Annotated in this window: 19 protein-coding genes; 4 read left to right on the top strand and 15 right to left on the bottom strand. The window is 59.5% G+C overall.

Annotated elements, in window-relative coordinates; all coding sequences use genetic code 11:
- Window positions 1-83: 83 nt before the first annotated feature.
- Window positions 84-989: a LysR family transcriptional regulator gene (locus E5180_RS08335; protein WP_138923971.1), complete on the bottom strand. Its 906-nt coding sequence runs from the start codon at window positions 987-989 to the stop codon at window positions 84-86.
- A 100-nt stretch (window positions 990-1,089) separates the two neighbouring features.
- Between E5180_RS08335 and E5180_RS08330 the strand changes: the two genes are divergently transcribed.
- From E5180_RS08330 to E5180_RS08320, 3 genes are all read left to right on the top strand, one after another.
- Window positions 1,090-2,085: a zinc-binding alcohol dehydrogenase family protein gene (locus E5180_RS08330; protein ID WP_138923970.1), complete on the top strand. Its 996-nt coding sequence runs from the start codon at window positions 1,090-1,092 to the stop codon at window positions 2,083-2,085.
- Window positions 2,086-2,365: 280 nt separating this feature from the next.
- A complete protein-coding gene (locus tag E5180_RS08325) occupies window positions 2,366-2,671 on the top strand; it encodes a Dabb family protein (protein ID WP_206338714.1) in 306 nt (101 codons plus the stop codon).
- Window positions 2,672-3,802: an aminodeoxychorismate synthase component I gene (locus tag E5180_RS08320; RefSeq protein ID WP_138923969.1), complete on the top strand. Its 1,131-nt coding sequence runs from the start codon at window positions 2,672-2,674 to the stop codon at window positions 3,800-3,802.
- A 37-nt stretch (window positions 3,803-3,839) separates the two neighbouring features.
- Here E5180_RS08320 and E5180_RS08315 read toward each other — a convergent pair whose 3' ends face one another.
- From E5180_RS08315 to hmgA, 9 genes are all read right to left on the bottom strand, one after another.
- Window positions 3,840-5,150, bottom strand: coding sequence for a TRAP transporter large permease (locus tag E5180_RS08315; protein ID WP_138923968.1), 1,311 nt, complete (start codon window positions 5,148-5,150; stop codon window positions 3,840-3,842).
- Window positions 5,143-5,601, bottom strand: a complete 459-nt coding sequence (locus E5180_RS08310; RefSeq protein ID WP_138923967.1) for a TRAP transporter small permease — start codon at window positions 5,599-5,601, stop codon at window positions 5,143-5,145. The genes E5180_RS08315 and E5180_RS08310 overlap by 8 nt, the downstream gene beginning before the upstream one ends.
- On the bottom strand, window positions 5,598-6,617 hold the full coding sequence (locus tag E5180_RS08305; RefSeq protein ID WP_138923966.1) for a TRAP transporter substrate-binding protein: 1,020 nt from the start codon (window positions 6,615-6,617) through the stop codon (window positions 5,598-5,600). Before E5180_RS08305 ends, E5180_RS08310 begins: the two co-directional genes overlap by 4 nt.
- 76 nt (window positions 6,618-6,693) lie before the next feature.
- Window positions 6,694-6,876, bottom strand: coding sequence for a DUF2783 domain-containing protein (locus E5180_RS08300; protein ID WP_138923965.1), 183 nt, complete (start codon window positions 6,874-6,876; stop codon window positions 6,694-6,696).
- A 2-nt stretch (window positions 6,877-6,878) separates the two neighbouring features.
- A complete protein-coding gene (locus tag E5180_RS08295) occupies window positions 6,879-8,504 on the bottom strand; it encodes an FAD-dependent oxidoreductase (RefSeq protein ID WP_138923964.1) in 1,626 nt (541 codons plus the stop codon).
- 23 nt (window positions 8,505-8,527) lie between these two features.
- Window positions 8,528-9,478 carry an MBL fold metallo-hydrolase gene (locus tag E5180_RS08290; RefSeq protein ID WP_138923963.1) on the bottom strand — a complete coding sequence of 317 codons (951 nt, stop codon included), beginning with the start codon at window positions 9,476-9,478 and terminating at the stop codon, window positions 8,528-8,530.
- Between the two features lie 12 nt (window positions 9,479-9,490).
- Window positions 9,491-10,747, bottom strand: coding sequence for a fumarylacetoacetase (fahA, locus tag E5180_RS08285; RefSeq protein ID WP_138923962.1), 1,257 nt, complete (start codon window positions 10,745-10,747; stop codon window positions 9,491-9,493).
- Window positions 10,744-11,397 carry a maleylacetoacetate isomerase gene (gene maiA / locus E5180_RS08280; RefSeq protein WP_138923961.1) on the bottom strand — a complete coding sequence of 218 codons (654 nt, stop codon included), beginning with the start codon at window positions 11,395-11,397 and terminating at the stop codon, window positions 10,744-10,746. Before maiA ends, fahA begins: the two co-directional genes overlap by 4 nt.
- Complete coding sequence (gene hmgA / locus E5180_RS08275; protein ID WP_138923960.1) at window positions 11,394-12,755, bottom strand: homogentisate 1,2-dioxygenase; 1,362 nt, start codon at window positions 12,753-12,755, stop codon at window positions 11,394-11,396. The genes maiA and hmgA overlap by 4 nt, the downstream gene beginning before the upstream one ends.
- Window positions 12,756-12,964: 209 nt before the next feature.
- On the opposite strand from hmgA, the gene rlmF reads away from it, so the two are divergent.
- Window positions 12,965-13,882: a 23S rRNA (adenine(1618)-N(6))-methyltransferase RlmF gene (rlmF, locus tag E5180_RS08270; protein WP_138923959.1), complete on the top strand. Its 918-nt coding sequence runs from the start codon at window positions 12,965-12,967 to the stop codon at window positions 13,880-13,882.
- A 62-nt stretch (window positions 13,883-13,944) separates the two neighbouring features.
- Here rlmF and E5180_RS08265 read toward each other — a convergent pair whose 3' ends face one another.
- From E5180_RS08265 to E5180_RS08245, 5 genes are all read right to left on the bottom strand, one after another.
- Window positions 13,945-14,724 (bottom strand): potassium channel family protein, encoded by a 780-nt coding sequence (locus tag E5180_RS08265; RefSeq protein ID WP_138923958.1) that lies wholly within the window; start codon window positions 14,722-14,724, stop codon window positions 13,945-13,947.
- A gap of 177 nt (window positions 14,725-14,901) precedes the next feature.
- Entirely contained in the window at window positions 14,902-15,678 is a 777-nt protein-coding gene (locus E5180_RS08260; protein WP_138923957.1) for a MetQ/NlpA family ABC transporter substrate-binding protein, read from the bottom strand.
- Between the two features lie 52 nt (window positions 15,679-15,730).
- Entirely contained in the window at window positions 15,731-16,405 is a 675-nt protein-coding gene (locus E5180_RS08255) for a methionine ABC transporter permease (protein WP_138923956.1), read from the bottom strand.
- Window positions 16,395-17,450 carry a methionine ABC transporter ATP-binding protein gene (locus tag E5180_RS08250; protein ID WP_138923955.1) on the bottom strand — a complete coding sequence of 352 codons (1,056 nt, stop codon included), beginning with the start codon at window positions 17,448-17,450 and terminating at the stop codon, window positions 16,395-16,397. The genes E5180_RS08255 and E5180_RS08250 overlap by 11 nt, the downstream gene beginning before the upstream one ends.
- A gap of 118 nt (window positions 17,451-17,568) precedes the next feature.
- Window positions 17,569-20,715, bottom strand: a complete 3,147-nt coding sequence (locus tag E5180_RS08245; RefSeq protein WP_138923954.1) for a 4Fe-4S double cluster binding domain-containing protein — start codon at window positions 20,713-20,715, stop codon at window positions 17,569-17,571.
- Window positions 20,716-20,759 lie beyond the last annotated feature (44 nt).

Genomic DNA, 20,759 nt, shown 5'->3' with positions numbered 1-20,759 from the left:
CGTCGAATGGGTGGGGCAGGAACTGCACACGCCGCATGAGCTTGTGCGCCATGATCGTTCCGAGCAATTTTGGCGCACCGCGGTCAGGCACCCCACTCGGCGCGGGTGGCTAAATTGCCGATTAAAAAGTCGATCAAGATCCGTGTTTTCGGGGTGAGCACGTTCGAGCGGGGATAGACCAGCCACAAAACCGAATTGTCGTTCAGCTTCCATTTCGGCAACACCCGTATCAGGCGGCCCGAGGCAAGCTCGTCAGTGACGCTCCAGAGCGAGTTGATCGACACGCCCGCACCGGCAAGGGTCGCTTCGCGCTGCGCGTCGCCGTCGTCCACGATGGTACGGCAGGTCATGTGTGCCGGATCAAGACGCGCGGTCGCCCCCTCGGGTCCGATCAGTTCGCGTGGCTCTAGGTCTTTCCAGGCAGTGAACCGATGCCCATCAAGCTCTGCCGGGGTCTGCGGTGCGCCATGCGCTTCGATATAATCGCGAGAGGCGCATAACACGCGGGTGTCTTCCGCCAGCCTGCGCCCCTTGAGGCTGCTGTCTGTCAGGGGCGCGCTGCGTAGGGCAAGGTCAAAACTGCCCTCGATCGCATCGAAGCGGGTGTCGGATAGGCGGAGGTCCAGCGTCAGGTCTGGATACAATGCGTGGAACCTGGGCAACAAAGGCATGATATGCCGCTGCGCAAAACTGCTTGGCGCGGCAAAGCGCAACGTGCCCTTCGGGCTGGTTTCACTGCCGCCAAGGACGGCTTTGGCTGCCTCTGCCTGTGCCAGAATCTCGCGAGCATAGGGAAGGAAATCGGACCCCTCGAGGGACAGCGACACCTTGCGCGTGGTCCGGTGCAGCAGCTCGACACCAAGCTCTTGCTCCAACTTGGCGAGCCGTGCGCTGGCCACCGCCGGTGCAAGACCAAGATCGCGTCCAGCGGCAGAGATATTCAACCTATCGGCGGCCATGACAAAAAGGCGCAGGTTATCAGTGTCCACGGCATTATCTCCAGAAACCGAATAATTAACTCGGAAAACTGCCGTATTTTTACGGTTTTGCAAAGGCTATCTCTCCCTTAACAGAAAAAAGGATCAACTCATGAAAGCCATCGGCTACAACGCAGCGGGCAACGCAGACACGCTCGAAATTATTGAAATGGACCAGCCAGTGGTCGGACCACGCGATCTTTTGGTCGCGGTCGAGGGGATCTCGGTCAACCCGGTGGACGTCAAACTGCGCGCCGGCGTAGAGCCTGAAGGCGCTGCGCGCGTGCTTGGGTTCGATGCGGCTGGCGTCGTCACTGAAACCGGCGATGAGGTGACAGGCTACAAGGTCGGCGACGCGGTATATTACGCCGGTGATGTCACCCGCGCCGGTACCAATGCTGAATTTCATGCGGTGGACGAACGGATCGTGGGACGCAAGCCTGCCAGCCTCGACTTTGTCGATGCCGCCGGACTGCCGCTTACGTCGATCACCGCTTGGGAAATGCTGTTTGACGCCTTTCGCCTGACCGAGGGGGGCGGCAGTGGCCAGACGCTACTGGTCATCGGCGGTGCCGGAGGGGTGGGGTCGATTTTGATCCAACTCGCCAAGGCGTTGACCGGGCTCACGGCTATTGCCACTGCCTCGCGGCCCGAAACGCAGGACTGGGTGCGCAAGATGGGGGCGGATCACGTGGTGGACCACCGTGGCGATCTGGCTGCGCAGGTGGCTGACCTTGGTCTTGTGCCCACCTATGTCGCCGCGCTGACCGCGACGGACCAGCACTGGCCCGCGATCATCGATCTGATCGCACCTCGCGGTCAGATCGCCTTGATTGATGATCCCGAAGCTCTCGACATCAAGGCGGCAAAGCCCAAGGCTTTGAGCATCCATTGGGAATTCATGTTCACCCGCTCGATGTTCGGCACTGAAGATATTTCTGCCCAGCGTGACCTGTTGAACCGTGTCGCCGAGATGATCGATGCAGGCACCCTGCAATCCACCGTCACCGAAAGAGGAGACGCCCTTACCATCGAAGCCCTGCGCGCCGCCCATCTGAAGCAAGAAAGCGGCCGCGTGATCGGCAAGCAGGTGTTGGGCGGCTTTTGAGCCGGCACTGACTGAAGGGCAGGGGTGCTGGTCCACATAGGGGCGTTTCCCTGCCTGAAGCGGTCGTGCCAAGCCACGAGGGTGACTTGGTTGATATGTGCGCTGTGGCCTTGCATCGCGAGGCCACGGGCCGGCGGTTTGCTGAGATGCGCAAGGTGGATGCGCGCGCCGCCGCTGCCAGTATTGTGTTGCAGATGGTCTCGTGAGATGAGCAGCAGCGGCGGGAACAGCATGTCCCACACCCGAAGTCCCACCGCTAACCGTGCATAGGAACAGTCAAATGTCAGACAAGAAATCTAACGGCCAGATCATTCGTCACGTCGTGTTTTTCAGCAGCAAAGACGCCAAGGATATTGACCAAATTGTCGAAGGTCTGTCCATGCTCGGAACCATCCCGTCGGTGAAGCATTTCGAGGTCTCGCGGAACAGGAATGAAGATCGCTTTGGCAATGACGTTGATGTGATCGTCTATGCCGAGTTCGAAAACGAGGCTGCGTTGACGGCGTATCGGGCGCATCAGATTTATCAAGACTGTATCGACATCGTCCGCCCGCTGCGTGAAATGCGTATCGCAGCTGATTTCTAAATGGCACACACCGCGCAAGGTCCGTCGATCCTGTTTGACCGGGGGCCGCTTGGAACCGGCTCTTGGTTTCATCGACCGGCACACATCATCGAGGCTTGGCACCCCGACGAGGTGGCCGATACCCTGCGCGCGATAGAAACCGAACACAAAGCCGGAAAATGGCTCGCAGGGACCGCGTCCTACGAACTGGGCTACGCGCTCATTCCGAAACTGCGCGGCAGATTGCCGGCAGATCGGAGCGAACCGTTGCTGCGCTTTGGCGTCTTTGATCGGGTTGATGCGCCGCCCGCGCCGGTTTCGACAGGCGACGCCAGCCTTGGACGTTTCAAACCTGAGTGGGATTTTCCAACCTACAAGACGGCTTTTGATGCCATTCAGAGCTACTTGCGCGACGGGGATATCTATCAGGCCAATCTGACGTTCCCTATGACGGCGACCTACGAGGGCCGTCTTGATCGTCTTTATGAGCAGCTGAAACAAAAACAGCCCGTGCCCTACGGTGCCTTTGTTGATCTTGGCGGCGCAAAGCTGTTGTGTCGTTCGCCCGAACTGTTTTTCTCGCTTTCGGCCCAAGGACAGCTGCGCACCCGTCCAATGAAGGGAACGGTCAACCGTGGCGCGGATGCCGCAGAGGATGAAGCGCTAAAGACGTGGCTGCGTGCGTCCGAGAAAAATCAGGCCGAAAACCTGATGATCACTGACCTTCTGCGAAATGATTTCACCCGTATTTCAGAGATAGGCAGCGTACGGGTGCCGGCCCTGTTCGAAATCGAAAGCTATGCGACGGTCCATCAGATGATCTCGGAGGTGACGGCGACGATCCGTCCCGACTGCACACTGACTGATATCCTGACGGCTGTTTTTCCCTGCGGATCAATTACAGGTGCGCCAAAAATTCGCGCGATGGAGATCCTTTCGGACCTCGAAACGACGGCCCGCGACGCCTATTGTGGCGCGGTCGGATGGATTGCGCCCGATGGGACGATGGAATTCAATGTCGCCATCCGGACGTTAGCCTGCACCGCCGACGGTCAGGCAAAGCTGAACGTCGGCGGCGGGGTCGTGTACGATAGTACCGCCCAAAGCGAATATGACGAAGCGCTGCTAAAAGCGCGGTTCGCCCAGCTTTAGGGCAATTGGCGGTCCGTTCCTTGCCGCTTGAGGCGGGCTAGGTGAGCAGAACAAGCGAGATCGACGGGGTCGCCAGTAGCAGCGCCAGACGTACGATGTCGGCGATCCAGAACGGCAATACGCCGCGAAAGATCGTGCTCAGCGAAACGTCCTTGAGGACAGAGCGCAGGACAAAGACATTCATACCGACAGGCGGTGTGATCAAGCTGATCTCGGTCACGACGACGACAATCACGGCAAACCAGATCAGAACAAGTTCCGGGTCGCCCAATACGCTGCCGCCGAAATCCAGCTGGCTCACGACCGGATAGAACACAGGAACAGTCAGCAAGATCATCGACAGGCTTTCAAAGACGCAGCCCATGATCAGATAGATCGCAACCATAATAAAGATCACGCCCCATGCGGACAGATCATAAGTGTCGACCAGATCGACCAAACCATCGGGCAACCCTGCAAAGTTCACAAACGCCGAGAAAATTTCGGCACCGATGATGATCGCGAAGATCATGCCCGACGACGACACGGTCTGGCGGCAAGCATCGACGAAACCGCTCCGGTTCAGTCCCCGGATAAGCAACGCAAGGACAAGCGAGAAAATGGCCCCCATGCCCGCGGCTTCGATAGGGGTAAAGAACCCGCCATAGATGCCGCCCATGATGAAAACAAACAGTCCCAATGTGCCAGATACGCCGATACGATCATGTTTCGTCATCGGTTCCGACTGCGTCACAGGCGGGGCAAGATCGGGCTTTAGCCTGACGGCGACCACTACGGCGACCATGTACAGGATGATCCCAAGCAGCCCTGGCAGAAGCCCCGCAATAAACAGCTTGCCGATGTCGCTTTCGGTCAAAAGGCCGTAGATAATCAGGATCACGGAGGGTGGAATGAGGATCCCGAGCGTCCCGCCCGCAGCGATTGCACCGGAGGCGAGGCTATCGGAATAGCCGAATTTCCGCATCGGCGGCATGGCGACACGGCTCATTGTGGCAGCGGTCGCAAGCGATGACCCAGAGACAGCAGAAAATCCGCCGCAGCTTAGGATCGTGGCTAGCGCAAGCCCGCCCTTCATACGTCCGAACAGCCGGTCAGCACCGGCAAACAACCCGTGTGCGATGCCCGACTGCGCCAATATATTGCCCATAAAGATGAACAGGGGCACGACGGATAACGAATAGCTGAGCCCGGTTTCGAACACCGCATTGCCCACCATCGCGCCAGCGGCATTCCAGTCACGCATGAGGCCAAAACCGATGCCGCCCACCAGCGACATCGCAAAGGCAATCGGCATCCGCAAAAAGATGAGACCCAGAAGAACCAGGATCCCGACGGTCGATTCAATCATTCTTGGCAGTCCCTTTTATGATCCCATAGCCAGCCGCAAGCAGACACATGACGGCACCAAGCAGCGCAAGCGGCGCATAGGGGACGCCCCAGGCCACTGACCGTGCACCATCATTTGCCTGCGCTTGGCTGAGCAGCCCCAAACGCCACGCAAAGAACAGTAAGGTCCCCGCGCACAGGATCGCGATCGCCAGCGAAAGCACGTGTTGCAGGCGGCCGGGCAGGAAGCTCGTGGCGATGTCGACATCCACATGTTCCCCCGCACGGCTTACCAGTGGCAGCGCGGTGAACACGAGGGCAGCCAAGAGAATTTCGGTCAGTTCGAACGCCCCCTTCAAGGGCGCGTTCAAGAAGTATCGGCCGATCACATCAAGGCCCGTGACGGTCATCAGGCCAAGCAGAAGTGCGATTGAACACACTTCAAGCCCCCGGCCCAACAGACGCATGATCATTGAGCAACACCAGAGATTTCGCGCAGACGTGCCAGCGCGGCGCGCCCGTCAAATTCGCTGCCAAGGCTTTCGGCCCATGTGGTCTCTAGTGTTGTTGCCGATGCGCGCGCGGCGTCAAGAACCGCAGCTGGCGCGGCATAGACCTCGATGCCGGCCTCTTCGATCGCGACCACGGCTGCGGCGTCCGCCGCGTCCCATGCTGCGCCAACCCGCTCTGCAAAAGCAACACCCGAGATGGCATCAATCGCGGCCTGGTCTTCGGCGCTTATGCCGTCCCATTTCTTTTCGTTCATCACCAGAAACCACGAGGTGTTATAGATCCCGCCCGGGACGGTCATCGAATACTTGATGTCGTCCGTCAGGTTGAACGCGGTCAGGGCCTCGTAGGTAAAGGCCGCGCCGTCGATCACGCCGCGCGACAGTTTCTCGTAGACCTCGGTAGAGGACATGAACAACGGCGTCGCACCAAGGTCTTCCACGAATTCGGCAATATAGCCGCCGGGGACGCGCATCTTTAGGCCGCTAAAATCTTCGGGCGTTTCAATGCGGCGCACATTGTTGTGCAGTAATCCGGGGCCATGGACGAACAGGCTGAGCAAATGGGTGCCTTCGTGATCGTCACGCGCGCCCAGATCTTCAGTGTAGACGGTCCAGAACGCTTGCGATGCGGTCACGGCGTCGTCACCGATAAAGGAGAACTGTCCGACCTGGGACGCGTCGAAACGATCGTCTTGGCTAAAGCTGTGCAGCCCATAGGTAATGTCGGCAATGCCGTCTTTGGCCATGTCAAAATGCGCCGGTGGGCTGCCCAAAGCACGGCCCAGAACCCGCACGGTGACACGGCCTTGTGTGACCTCTTCGACCTCCTTGGCCCAAGGTTTGATTGCGTTGACCACGATCGGGTGGCGCGGTGGCAGCCAGCTGGACAACACCAGTTCGGTATCCGCGAAGGCTGGCACAACAGCTGTGCCCGATAGCAATGCGCCGATCAGCGCGATGGATGTGAATTTCGTCATGAGTATTCCCCCCTTTGGGTTGTTTCAACGCGGCCTCCCTGCCGCGATGTTTCGATGTCCGATGTTTCGAACGGTGTTACTTTGCGGCGTTCAACGCGGCGCGCAGGATCGCCCTGTCGCCCAGGTGGTTGGCCAGAATAAGGATCAGCCGCGCATTGAACGCATCACTTTCGTCCTTGCTCAGCCCGCTGTGCGCCCCAAGCAGTTCATCATAAAATCCGTCGGGATCTTTGATATTCGGGTTCAGATTGAGTTCCATGTTCACTGCCCTCTTCCTGTCGCAATGCGCACACCGGACTGGATGTCGGCAGCGCTGGCTGCTGCCCAACGGGCCGCGACATGTTGGTCCGGGCGGATCAGATAAATGCCGCTGGGGGCGGCACCCAAATAGCGCGCAGCGATAGCGCCGCTTGCGTCGTCACGGCCGGTATCCAACGTCACGGTCTTCAGTGCGATCCCGTCAACGTCCGCAAGCTGCGGCGCCTCTGTGTTGATCGCCAGAACAGTAAAATCCCCACCCAGAACATCCAGCAAGAACCCGTCTTTCAGGGGGGCGTCGCTGCAATTTGCACCGACCCGGCTGACCGTCGGGCCGTTCAGCGCATCGGGCCCATTCAACGACAGACCGTCATAGCTGCAAGGCAGCGACAGCCGACCGGAATTCACCATAACCCGCGCGAAAGAATGGTCATGGGCAAGCTCGAGCACAGCGTCACGGAAGATTTTGCTCATCTCGGTCTTGGGGGTCAGGAAATCGGTCGCTCGGGTGGAGTTCAGAATGTTTTCATCCGCACCGTGCACCCGTTCTTCTGAATAGCTGTCCAGCAGTGTATCGGGGGCAAGACCTTTGACCACCAGATCAAGCTTCCACGCCAAATTGTCCGCATCTTGCACGCCGGAATTCGCACCGCGTGCGCCAAACGGCGACACTTGATGCGCGCTATCGCCCGCGAACAGCACGTTCCCATGACGAAACTTTTCCATACGTCGACATTGGAATGTGTAAATCGAGGTCCATTCCAGCTCGTACTCGGCATCCTTGCCCAGCATCGCATCCACACGCGCACGGATGTTTTCAACGCGAAGCTCTTTGGCGCGGTCAATGTCCCACCCAAGTTGGAAATCAATGCGCCAGATATCGTCGGGCTGTTTGTGCAGCAGGGCAGAGGCACCGCTGTCTTTGAAAGGGGGGGCAAACCAGAACCAGCGTTCGGTCGGAAAGTCGGCCTTCATTTTGACATCGGCAATGAGAAAATTATCTTCAAAGACGCGCCCCGCAAAGCCGAGCCCCAGCATGTCGCGTGTGGGCGAACGCGCCCCATCACAGGCAATTACCCAATCCGCCTCAAGCTGGTAGGGGCCGTCGGGCGTATTGACGTCGAGCAGCACATGGTCGCCCTGCTGCGCCATACCGGTGACCACATTGCGCCCGCGAATTTCGATGGGCGCGCCTTGCGACTGCGCCACGCGAATTTCCTCTACGAGGTATTTCTCGAAATACGGCTGTTGCAGGTTGATAAACGCAGGTGCCTTGTGCCCGTCTTCGGGCGACAGGTTGAATTCGAACACGCGTTTGTCGCCGTGGAACACCTTGCCGACGTTCCACACGACGCCCTTGTCGACCATTCCCTTGGCTGCCCCCAGACGGTCGCAGATTTCAAGCGTGCGTTTGGCAAAGCAGATGGCGCGACTGCCTTGTCCGACGCCTTCGTGGTCATCGAGCACCAGAACAGGCGTGCCCTTGCGCCCAAGATCAAGGGCCGTTGCCATCCCGACAGGCCCGCCCCCGACGATCACCACAGGGTGTCGTCGAGGTGCCAGATCTTGACCTGCGACCTTTTCGTATGGGTACAGTTTGAACGCGATGTCGTAACGGACGTCGACCATGAGTTGTCCTCCCAGACTTGGCCTTAGCCCTGCAACTGCGCCCACATTTCCAAATCGCGTTTGTCGGTCCAGATACGGGGGTGCCAGATACCGCGGGCCTCGTCGAAGGCGCGGCTGACGTTAAACGGCAGGCAGTGTTCATAGATCGCGTAGTCGTGGAATTTCGGATCACATTCGGCGCGCACGGCATCCCATGCGTCTTTCAATGTGCCGCCCTTCATGGCGACCCTTTGTGCGGGCTTGTACGTGCTTTGGACAAAGTCGCGCGTGCTTTCAATTGCACGTTCAACAGCGTCTTTGCCGATCAATGCTGCCCCGCGACCCGGTGCGATGGCGTCGACATCATATGCTTTGATATTATCAAGCGTCTGGCCCCAATCGCCAAAATACCCGTCACCACAATAACACGCAGAATGGTCTTCGACGATGTCGCCGGTGAACATCACATTCTGGTCGGGCACGTGGATAACCGCATCACCTGCCGTATGCGCACGGCCGATGTGTTTGATATCAACGCGACGTTTGCCCAGATAGACCGTCATGCTGTCGTTAAAGGTGGTCGTCGGGTAGGTCAGGCCCGGGATTGATTCATGGCCTTCAAACAGACGTGGGAAACGCTGGAATTCACTGTCCCAATCTTCCTGACCGCGCTCTTCGACCATGGCGCGGGCGGCGTCCGACATGATGATCTGATCCGCCCCATAGGCCGAAGCACCCAACACGCGCACGGCGTGATAGTGGGTCAGTACCACATGGTTGATCGGTTTGTCGGTGACTTCGCGCACCTTTTCGATGACCTTATTGGCCAAACGCGGCGTTGCCTGCGCTTCGACGATCATGACGCTGTCGTCGCCGATGATGACGCCCGAGTTCGGGTCGCCCTCGGCTGTGAACGCCCACAGACCCTCTCCGACTTCGTCGAACGTGATTTTCTTTTCGGACAGATCCCCTTGGGATGCGAATGCTTTTGCCATTGTCTTGGTCCTTTATGTGGGGAATTTAACGGCGGGACGGATCGTGCCTTCGCACGTGCCGAACCCGATCTGATACCCGTCGCCCTTTGCGGCACCGCGCAGGATCAACGTGTCGTTGTCTTCGATGAATGTGCGGGTCTCGCCGGTATCGAGCGTGAAGGGGTCACGCCCCGCCCAGCTCAGCTCCATCAGGGACCCGTATTCGGATTTATCTGGCCCCGAGATCGTACCGGAGCCCAGCAGATCACCAGAGTTCATGCCGCAGCCGCCGCTGGCATGGTGGCACAGCTGTTCGGCGGCGGAATAATACATCCGGCTATAGTTGGTTTTCGACAGAGACGTCGCCGTGGCGGCACCTTCGGGCTGTATCAAAACCTCGAGCTCGATGTCGAACAAGCCGTCGATGGTGCTGTCGAGATACCGCAGCAGTTCCTTTTCACGCGCTGGTGTCGCCGTGCGGAAGGGATCAAGTGCCGCCGCAGTGACGATCCACGGAGAGATCGACGTGCCGAAAGCCTTGCCCTGAAACGGGCCAAGCGGCTGATATTCCCAGCCCTGAATGTCGCGGGCAGACCAGTCATTCAGCAGCACATAGCCAAAGATCATCGCATCCGCCTGATCGACCGTGATCGGGGTGCCAAATTCACAAGACGTGCCGACGATCGCGCCCATCTCAAGCTCGATATCCAACCGTTTGGAGGGGCCAAAAGACGGCACATCGGCGTCAGGGGCCTTGGATTGGCCGTTGGGGCGGTGGATGTCGGTGCCGGAAACAACAACAGAGGATGCGCGACCGTTGTAGCCGACCGGAATGTGCAGCCAGTTGGCCGGCAGATCTGGCGACCCGCGCAGGATCGCGCCCATATTCTGTGCGTGCTGACGGCCCGCATAGAAATCGGTATATTCGGATACCATCAGCGGCATATGCAATTGCGCATCCGCGCGCGGGACGAGGTAGGGTTCAGTCGCCGCCTGATCCGCCGACTCTTCGGCCAACATTTCATGCAGCCTTGCGCGCAGCTTGGCCCAGACGTCGGGGCCCAGTTCCATCACATCATTCCAGAACGGCAGGTCGAAGGCGGCGTCGTCGTCCAGACGGATCAGCCCTGCGGTTTCAAGCGCCGCCATATCAAGGATCATGTCGCCAATCGCGACCCCGCAGCGGGCGTCTTCGTCGCCGACGGAAAATACGCCATAGGGCAGATTGTTCAGAGGGAAGGGGGTGTCGGGCGTGTTGGCGCTGGTTACCCAGCTTTTCATCAATGTCATGTGGCTACTTTCGCGTCAGTCTGAGTGTCGGGCTGAGTGTCAGGATGCGCTTCGGCAATGGCCGGGATATTCAGGCAAAGCCGTTCAATGCGCGCGATTTTCGGGAATGGCGTCAGGTCAACGCCCCAACGATGGGCGTTATAAACCTGAGCCGTAATGCAGATATCGGCGATGTCGGGGGCGTCACCAAAGGCAAAGCTGTCGCCGGCCGGCAGCATGGCCTCGAGCGCTGCGAACCCTTCGTTCATCCAGTGGCACATCCAATCGGTTGCCTGATCGGGCGTGGCACCGAAACGGGATCTGAGCTGCCTGATCAGACGCAGATTGTTTACAGGATGAATATCAAGCGCGACGGTATGCGCCACCGCCATCACCCGCGCCCGCAGCAAAGCATCAGCAGGGATTAGGCGCGGTTCGGGCCACGTCGCGTCAATATACTCGAGGATCGCCATCGACTGGGTCAGCGCCGTGCCGTCCTTTAGCACCAAGGTCGGCACGCCCTTGCCAGCGTTCAGCGCAACGTAATCGGGCGCGCGCTGATCGCCAGCAACAAGGTCAACCGGCACCGTGTCATACGCCACACTCTTAAGGTTCAGCGCAGCGCGAATGCGGTAGGATGTGGTCGATCGCCAGTAGGAATAGAGTTTCATTTCTTACCCGGCGTCCCGTCGAACTTCTTTTCGATGTCGGCCCAGCAATCGATATAATTATCCTGCAAGGGGGCCTCATGGCTGGCGAATTTTGTCAGTTGCTGCGGGAAACGGGTCTCGAACATGAACGACATCGTATTATCGAGCTTTTCGGCCTTGAGATCCGCGTTGGACGCCCCCTCAAAGGCGTTGCGGTCAGGCCCGTGGGGCAACATCATATTGTGCAGGCTGATGCCGCCGGGGATGAACCCTTTGGGCTTGGCATCGTATTGCCCGTAAATATTGCCCATCAATTCGGACATGATGTTCTTGTGGTACCAAGGAGGCCGGAAGGTATCTTCGGCGACCATCCAGCGTTCGCGGAACAAGACGAAATCGATGTTCGCGGTGCCTTCTTGCCCAGACGGGGCGGTCAGGACGGTAAAGATCGACGGGTCAGGATGATCGAACAGCACCGCGCCCACGGGGCAGTAGGTGCGCAGATCGTATTTCATCGGCGCGTAGTTTCCGTGCCAGGCCACCACATCCAGCGGCGATTGTCCGATCTTGGTTTCATGAAACGCGCCGCACCATTTTACGGTTACGGTCGATGGCACTTCGCGGTCTTCGAACGCGGCCACGGGGGCCTTGAAGTCACGCGGGTTGGCCATGCAGTTGGCCCCGATGGGCCCCCGCCCGGGCAGCTCGAATTTCTGGCCATAGTTTTCACAGACGAACCCGCGACACGGACCCTCAAGGACTTCGACACGGTAGACCAGCCCGCGCGGAATAATGGCGATCTCTTGCGGCGCGACGTCGATAATTCCCAGCTCGGTTGAAAAGCGCAAACGGCCTTCTTGCGGGACGACCAGCATCTCGCTGTCGGCGGAAAAGAAATACGCGTCGATCATGGATTCAGTCACGAGATACACATGCGTCGCCATGCCAACCTGTGTGTGGACATCGCCTGCGGTCGTCATCGTGTGCATGCCCGTCAACCATGTCAACGGCGTGTCACTATGCGGCAGCGGGTCCCAGCGGTATTGGCCAAGGCTGGTCACCTCGTCCACGATATTGGGCGCGGATTTCCAGTGCGGCAGGTCGATCTTTTCGTAGCGATGCGAATGTTTGACCGACGGACGAATGCGGTAGCACCACGTACGTTCGTTTTGATGGCTTGGCGCGGTAAAAGCCGTGCCGCTCAGCTGTTCGCCGTACAAGCCATAGTTACATTTTTGTGGGCTGTTCATCCCTTGGGGCAGGGCATCAGGCAGCGCTTCGGTTTCAAAATCATTGCCGAAACCGGGCATGTATCCCGCGTTTGGCCCTGCAAGGGAGGGGGCCTGGGTCATGCGGGTTGGATATTTTTTATCAGTCATCGTCGCCTCCATGGATCCGGTTCTTTAATTGCCTAAAGGTTGCATTTGTAACTAACAACGGTTTTTGGGGGAGAGCGATAAAAATAATTGACCCGTTGGATGAACCACGGGGAGGGGCCTTTCGCTTTGGTTTTACTCTGGGGACGCATGGGCGTAAGACGGGCGCAGAGCTTTGCTTCTTTCCCACCCCTTCAAAAAAAGGCTTCTCGATGGCCACCAAGACCAATCTACACCCCCGTAACCCGCATAAAGAGGGCTATGATTTCGCGCGCTTGGTCGCTTGCCTCCCTGAATTGGAGCCCTTTACGACCCGCAACCCCGCGGGTGAGACCACTATTGATTTTCGGGATGTGGCAGCTGTTCGTATGCTGAACCGGGCGTTGCTCAAGTCGCACTACGATGTCGAGGTCTGGGATCTTCCCGCCAATTATCTTTGTCCTCCGATTCCGGGGCGTGTCGATTATATCCACCATCTGGCGGACCTGCTGGCGCGCAGTAACGGAAACGAAATTCCGCGCGGGCCGAAGATCAAGGCGTTGGATATCGGGACCGGTGCCAGCTTGGTTTACCCCCTCACCGGGCAGAGCGTTTACGGCTGGCATTTCACCGGCGTGGATATCGACCCTGTGGCGCTTGAGTCTGCGCAACAGATTTGCCGTGATAACAATCTGGACGTGGACCTGAGGCTGCAGCCCGCCCGCGAAGATGTCTTTAACGGTGTGATAAAGCCCGACGACCGTTTCCACGTCAGCCTGTGCAACCCGCCCTTTCACGCCTCGATGGAAAAAGCCGCCAAAGGCACCCAGCGAAAATGGGCCAATCTTGGCAAGGGGCGTTCTGGCAAGCTCAACTTCGGCGGTCAAAACGCCGAGCTTTGGTGCCCGGGCGGCGAGATAAAGTTCATCGCCAATATGGTCGACCAAAGCCGGGCCTTTGCCGGTCAATGTCTGTGGTTCACGTCGCTCGTGTCGAAAAAGGACAATGTGCAGACGCTATATAAAATCCTGAAAAAGGCCAAAGTGGCCAACTGCGACGTTGTCGAAATGGCGCAGGGGCAGAAAACAAGCCGGTTTATCGCGTGGTCCTTTATCAGAAAAGACCAACGCCCAGCCTTTATGAAAGCTTAAAGGCGATAGGGGAGAGCGCCGTACGGTCGGGTCGGACGCGCTGCCCGCCCGATCTGCGCGGCCTAACCGGTGGTGTCGCCTTTGGTCTCGATCTTGAGCGTGGTGCCGCAATGTTTGCAGTGTACGGCATCAGACTCGTGGCGGCTTAGCCCGCATTCTGGACAGGTGTGTTTCACCTTGGCGGGCTGGAAGATCGTACGCGCCAGCTGCACAAAAAGCGCGACGCCGACCACCATAATGAAAACCGACAACAGCTTGCCGCCCGTCGTGGTCAACGTGATGTCACCAAAGCCTGTTGTTGTAAGCGTCGCCACAGTGAAATAGAGCGCGTCCACATAGCCCGCGATGCCTGCATCACCATCAAAGGTCAGGACGAAAACCAGCGACGTGATGACAAAGATAAAGACCAGCAGGTTCACCGCCGCAAGGATCGCATCCTCGTGTTTGCGAAAGAACATGCTTTCACGCCTGAGATCGTACAAGAGATGGTACGCATGGATCAGTCGAAGCCCGCGCAGCACCCGCAAGAACGCAAAGCTTTCGGCCATCAGCGGCGCAAGCACCAGCGATATCACCACCACAAGATCGGCAAGCGTATAGATGCGCAGCAGTTCTTTGCGCAGGTTCGTAGAGATCCACAGCCGCGCGGCAAGATCGAGCACGATAAACACGCCAAAGACCGTGTTTAGCGTGACGAAAAGGGGCGTCGAAGTGAGGGCTGCAGTTGCGATAAAGTAGACGATCGAGATTGAATCAAACAGGATCAGTCCATAGCGGAACCGCCGCGCGCGGGTGCTGCGCCCGTCGTACAAAGATTTGAGCGTGCTGCGAAGATCGTCCATCGGTTCAACTTGCTATAGGTTTCGGGGACGGTCACACGACATGCCGCTGCATGTCAAACTGGCGCAAGTGTCGCCAATATCAATGTCTTGCGTTTGCGCTGTCATCAGTGGGCACTGCTACCAACGCACAAATGCGCCGGATACCGACCGTCCAACAGGCGGTATCCGGCATTTACCTTACCAGGATGTAATCACAGTCCCGTGGTAGCTTTCGTCGATGAACGCTTTGATCTCGTCCGAATGATATGCCTCTAGCAGGGTCTTGACCCAAGGTGCGTCTTCCTTGCCCTTCTGCACTGCGATCACGTTCACATAAGGGTTGTCGGCGCTTTCCATCGCGATGGAATCTTCCTTGGGGCTCAAGCCCGATGCAATCGCGTAGTTGGTGTTGATCAGCGCCGCGTCCAAGTCCGCCAGCGAACGGGGCAGTTGTGCCGCGTCGAGTTCCTTGAACGACAGGTCTTTGGGGTTCTCGGTGATGTCCAGAACCGTCGGCACCAGACCAGCTGCGGGATCGATTTTGATCATGCCAAGCTGTTGCAGGACCAGCAGCGCACGGCCCCCGTTGGTGGGATCGTTCGGGATGCCAAAGGTCGCGCCTTCTTCAAGGTCGGCGATGTCGGTGATTTTGTCCGAATAGACTCCCATGGGCGTGGTGATCGTGTTGCCCACAACCGCCAGCGCAAACCCGCGGTCTTTCATCTGCGCCTCAAGGTAGGGCACGTGCTGAAAGGAGTTCGCTTCGATGTCGCCATCGGCCAGCGCTTGGTTTGGCACAACGTAGTCAGAGAATTCGATGACATCGATTTCAAGACCCATCGGCTCTGCGACGCGGGCGACTTCTTCCATGATCTCGGCGTGCTCGCCGGGGGAAACGCCGACTTTGATTTGCTCGGCCATCAAGGATGTAGCCATCAGCGCAATTGTGGATGTCAGGGTTACAAGACGTAGCATGTGTATGCTCCTTTAACTGGGAAACGAAGTAGGGGGAGGAGGCGACGGGGCGCTATTGCCCGCCGCTTTTGGTGGCGCGCTTGTCGACGGCAACGGCAATGCGTTCACCGATGGATTGCACAAGCTGCACCAGCACGATGAGAATGATCACAACGACCGCCATAACATCCGGCATAAACCGTTGATAGCCATAGCGAATACCCAGATCGCCAAGGCCTTCGCCGCCCACGGCACCGACCATCGCGGAATAGCCGATCAGGCTGACGATGGCGAGGGTCAGGCCCAGTGTGATACCGGGCAGCGCCTCTGGCAGCAGCACCTTGATAATGATCTGTAGCGGGGTCGCCCCCATGGCGTGCGCCGCCTCGATGAGGCCGGAATCGATCTCGCGGATCGCGTTTTCGACCAGACGCGCGATGAAGGGCACGGTGGCGATGGTCAGCGGCACGATAGCGGCTGTCGTGCCGATTGACGTGCCAGCGACCATCCGCGTGAAGGGGATGATCGCGACCACCAGTATGATAAACGGGACCGACCGTGTGGCATTGACTACGAGGCCGAGGATTTTGTTGACCCACGGTGCCGACAGCAGCTCGCCGCGTTGCGAGGTCGCCAGAAACAACCCCACGGGCAGGCCAAGCAGCGTTCCCAGCAGCGCCGAAACCGCCACCATATACAGGGTCTGGCCCGTGGCCTCTATCAGTAGGTTGATAAGGTTAGCCGACATAGCCAAGCACCTCCGTCATAAGCCCGTGGCTTTCCAAAAATGAACGCGCCTCTGCGGCCTTGGCCACGGGCAGCGACACCAGCAGGTTCCCGAAAGGGCGCGTGCCGATTTCCTCGACCGCACCGGCCAGGATGTTGACCGGAATGCCCATGTCCTGCGTCAGCCGCGCCAGCATCGGGTCGGTGGCATGCTGGCCTGCAAAGGTCACGCGGATCACCTCTTCGCCGCCCTGCGCGGGTGGGTTCGGCATCAGACGGTCCTTCACGAAAGCGGGCAGGGTGACGCCGGTCACCCCCGACAGGAAGGACCGTGTGGTCGGATGCTGTGGCGCGGTGAAAATATCATAGGTCTCGCCATGTTCGACGATGCGCCCGCTGTCGATCACCGCGACATGGCTGGCGATGTCACGGACCACGGCCATCTCGTGGGTGATCAGCAGAATGGTCAGCCCCAGTTCGCGGTTGATGTCTTTGAGCAAGGACAGGACGGTTTGTGTCGTTTCGGGGTCCAGCGCCGAGGTCGCCTCGTCCGACAGCAGCACCTTGGGGCCTGTGGCCAGCGCGCGCGCGATCCCCACCCGTTGCTTTTGCCCGCCAGACAGCTCTGCCGGATAGCGTGTGGCGTGCGAGGTCAGCCCGACCCGTTCGATCAGGTCGGCGACACGTGGTTTGATCTGGGATGATGGCACACCGGCGATTTCCAGCGGCAGGGCGATGTTGCCCGCCACGGTGCGCGAGGCCAGCAGGTTAAAGTGCTGAAAGATCATCCCCACATCGCGACGGATCGCGCGCAGCTTGGCCCCTTTGGCGGCCACGACATTCTGTCCACCCACCAGCACCGCACCCGTCGTGGGCTGCTCGATCCCGTTGACCATGCGCAGCAACGTTGATTTGCCAGCGCCGGACCGTCCGATGATGCCGGTGATCGACCCTGGCGCCATCGCCAAAGACACGCCTTCAAGTGCCGTGACAGTCGCACCGCCGGATTTGGAATAGCCTTTGCCCACGTCTTCAAACGTGATCGAAGCGCCGTTGGGTTCTGTCATGATCGGTCCAGCCTGCGGTCGGTTGCGGTGGCGCCCGTAGACAGAAAGGCAGGGGGTATTGCAAGCGCAGTTTTCGCATACCCGCCCTGTCTTTACTGGCGCTTTGGCGGGTAGGTTTTTATAGGTCTAGAACAAGATGGCCATCCGCCTGTGTTGCGCGCGACTGGCAGGTGATCAGCGTCGTTTCGCGTTGGGCCTGCGACAGCACATAATCGCGGTGGTCGGCGTCGCCCTGTAACAGCCCGCAGGCGCAGACGCCACAAATACCGTCGGCGCATTTCACGTCCACGGGCACGCCTGCCTCTGTCAGCATATCCGACAGGCTGCGATCTGCGGGAACGTGGATATCCTTGCCGGTCTTAGCCAGATGGACCGTGAAACTGTGGTTCTCGCGCGGCGGGGCCTCGGGGACGGCGAAATATTCGATATGGCAATGATCCTCGGCAAAACCCGCATAGGTTGCGGCGGCCATCGCGGCCTCCATATAGGCTGGCGTGCCGCAGGCGTAGGCGTGGCTGCCCTTGGGGTGATCTGACAGGATCGCATCAAAGTCTGCCCGACTGCCCTGATCGCTGATGTGCCGCACCGCGCGCGTGGCCCAAGGGGCGGCGGTGATTTCATCGGCAAAGGCCAGATCAGCGGCAGTGTGGGCTGAATAGTGCAGTGCAAAGGGCCGGCCCAGCTGGTGCAGACGATGTGCCATAGCGATCATCGGCGTGATCCCGATGCCGCCCCCCATCAACACGCTGAAGGCTGCGTCTTCGGTCAGGGGGAAATGGTTGATCGGACGCGCCGCGAAAATCTTGCGGCCTTGGCTAAAGATACGGTGCATCAGCGCACTACCACCGCGCCCCTGATCCTCGCGCTGAACGGCAATGACATAGCGCGACCGGTCTGAGGGATCGCCGCACATGGAATACTGGCGCAGGTACTCGGGCGCGATCACCACATCCAGATGCGCCCCTGCCTGCCACGCGGGCAAATCCGCCCTGTCTGGGTCGCGCAGCTCGTACCGCGTGATCCCGTCGCTCAGCACATCAGCGCGCGTGACGGTCAGCGCCAGCACCGGACTGTCGGCCAGCGGTTTGAGCGCGGGCACCAATCCTTTCGTCTCGCCGCGTGCGACCCGCGCGCGGTGCGTCGCGGCGGGGATCATCTCGCCATAGGCGCGGATACCGGCCTCGCGGTCCATCGGGTCGGGATAGGGATAAGGATGCGGGGCCAAGGGTGCAGGGTAGACGGCAAGCGTCTGGTCCTTGGGGCTGAGCTTCAGGTCTTTTTGCAGGCCACGGGTGTTTACCGGCTTGTCGGTGGGTCGATAGCCGCCGTCGTCCTGCACCTCCAGGTCCCACCACCATTTCTTGACGGGGTTGATGTCGCCGCGGCCAAGTAGATCGTCCAGCTTGGCAAGGGCGGGGGCCGTGGCAGGCACCTTCATCGCGGTCCAGCGCCATACGCTGTCGGCCAATATCCCTTCAAGGTTCCACGGGCAGGTTTTCATGCAGCGCCCGCACATGGCACCACCTTCGGTCGTGATCCGGTAGGTGGCGCATTTCTGGCTGTCCGACTTCCAAATCTCATAACCGTTGAACATCAGCTTCGGCCCCGCCGTGATCGCCCCCGAGGGGCATTCGCGGGCGCATTTCTGGCAGCTTTCGCAGAATTTCTGCAGGCCGAAATCGATCGGCTTGTCGTGGATCATCGGCAGGGTGGTCGTCACCGTTCCCGATTTCAGACGTGGGCCAAGGTAGGGGTTCAGGATCACCTCGCCGATGCGGCTGACCTCGCCCAGGCCCGACAGCAACAGCAAGGGCGGTTGCAGCACATCGCCGTCCATCACCGTATGCGCCTTGGCCGGATAGCCCAGATCGCGGATCAACCGCGCCAGCACGCCGCCCACAAGGCTAAATCGCAGATAGGCCCGCATGGATTGCGCCACGCTGATCCAGTCATCGCCCGAGGCCCCCTCCATCGTGTCAAATCCCTGATCGATGACAAGGCTGATCGCCTGATCATGGGGCGGGGCAATCGCGGTGCCGGTGGCGTCATGGCTGTACCACGCCCAGTCGGGGCAACGGCTGACGCCCACGGCATCGGCCCCCAGAAAATAGGCGACGGCTTTGACCATCTCTGCGGCTTGCTGAGGGGCTGGGGCTGTTTGTGTCTCGGCCGCCTTGCCATCCTGCAGCAGGCAGAAAGCCCCCAAGGCACGCCGTTGCGCCATGGATGTCGGCGTTTTGCGGATGTACCGCCCGCCGGTGGCCCCGTCTTGCAGTTTCTTGCCCATATCCCCGAACAGCGCACGGCTGAACATATCGGTACGTTTGGGCAGGCGCGGGATGCGGGGCTCATCCATATAGGTCGTGGGGCTGTCCACGCGTTTAAGCTTTTCGAACGGCTGCGCGCCATCGGCAAAGCGCCGCGTCGCATAGGTGGGCGGTGTGCGGGGCAGGGTGGCGGTGGCGGCCAAGGGCCGGTCGCAGTCCAGGTCCATTGCCATGGTGATCGCGGCCAGCGAAAACCGCGTGCCGACAAAAGGGGCGGTCAACTGGCCATCTTGGGGCAGGGCGAGCCCCGCCGCCACCGCCAGCTGGCTCAGGTCCACATCACTTGCCGTCATGGTATGCCCGCGCGCCGGACGCCCCAGTAAACGGATGTAATTTGACAGCACCGCCGCCGATTCAGCGGCCAGCAGAGAGGATCGGTGATCCTCCATCCCCGCAATCCACGCGGCACCGGGTTCATTCTGCTCAACGGCGCGGGGGTGCGCAAACAGGACCACCAGCGCATGGGTATGCGCGTTGATGACCGTCTCTGGTGCCGAGACTGAATCGCGCAGGTCCGCCATGATCGCATCCACGCCCGAGGCCAGCGTCTTGACCTGTCGCGTCTGCAAATCCTGGGCCAACCGCGCGACATCCGCGTTGCGGAGGGGCTGTGCCAAATGGTGATCGGGGGCGAGCTTGCAAATCCCCACCATCGTCGCGTCGTTGAAATAGGCAAACGCCTTGAGGTGCTGCGCGCGCTCTGTCAGATCGGCGGGGATGTCGGCCAAAGCGGTGTTCACCAGACCTTCGCGGATCGCATCCAGCATGGCGCGATGATCGCGCGTGGCCTGCGCCAGAGGGCGGTCGTCCCCTATCACCCCCAAAGCTTTGAAAGCTGGCACAGGCCCTGCCGCACCATCTGCGCGCTGCAGCTTTTCAGTCTGATATGCGCCCATGTGGGGGGGGCGGTTTTTGCGCGAGCGCAGCCTTGTGGTCATGGTCACTACCTTTGATTTAGGCGTTATAGTTGTCATGGATCAAC

The sequence above is a fragment of the Sulfitobacter sp. BSw21498 genome, from assembly GCF_006064855.1.
Classification (GTDB): domain Bacteria; phylum Pseudomonadota; class Alphaproteobacteria; order Rhodobacterales; family Rhodobacteraceae; genus Sulfitobacter.
This window is presented reverse-complemented; position numbering and strand designations above follow the sequence as displayed.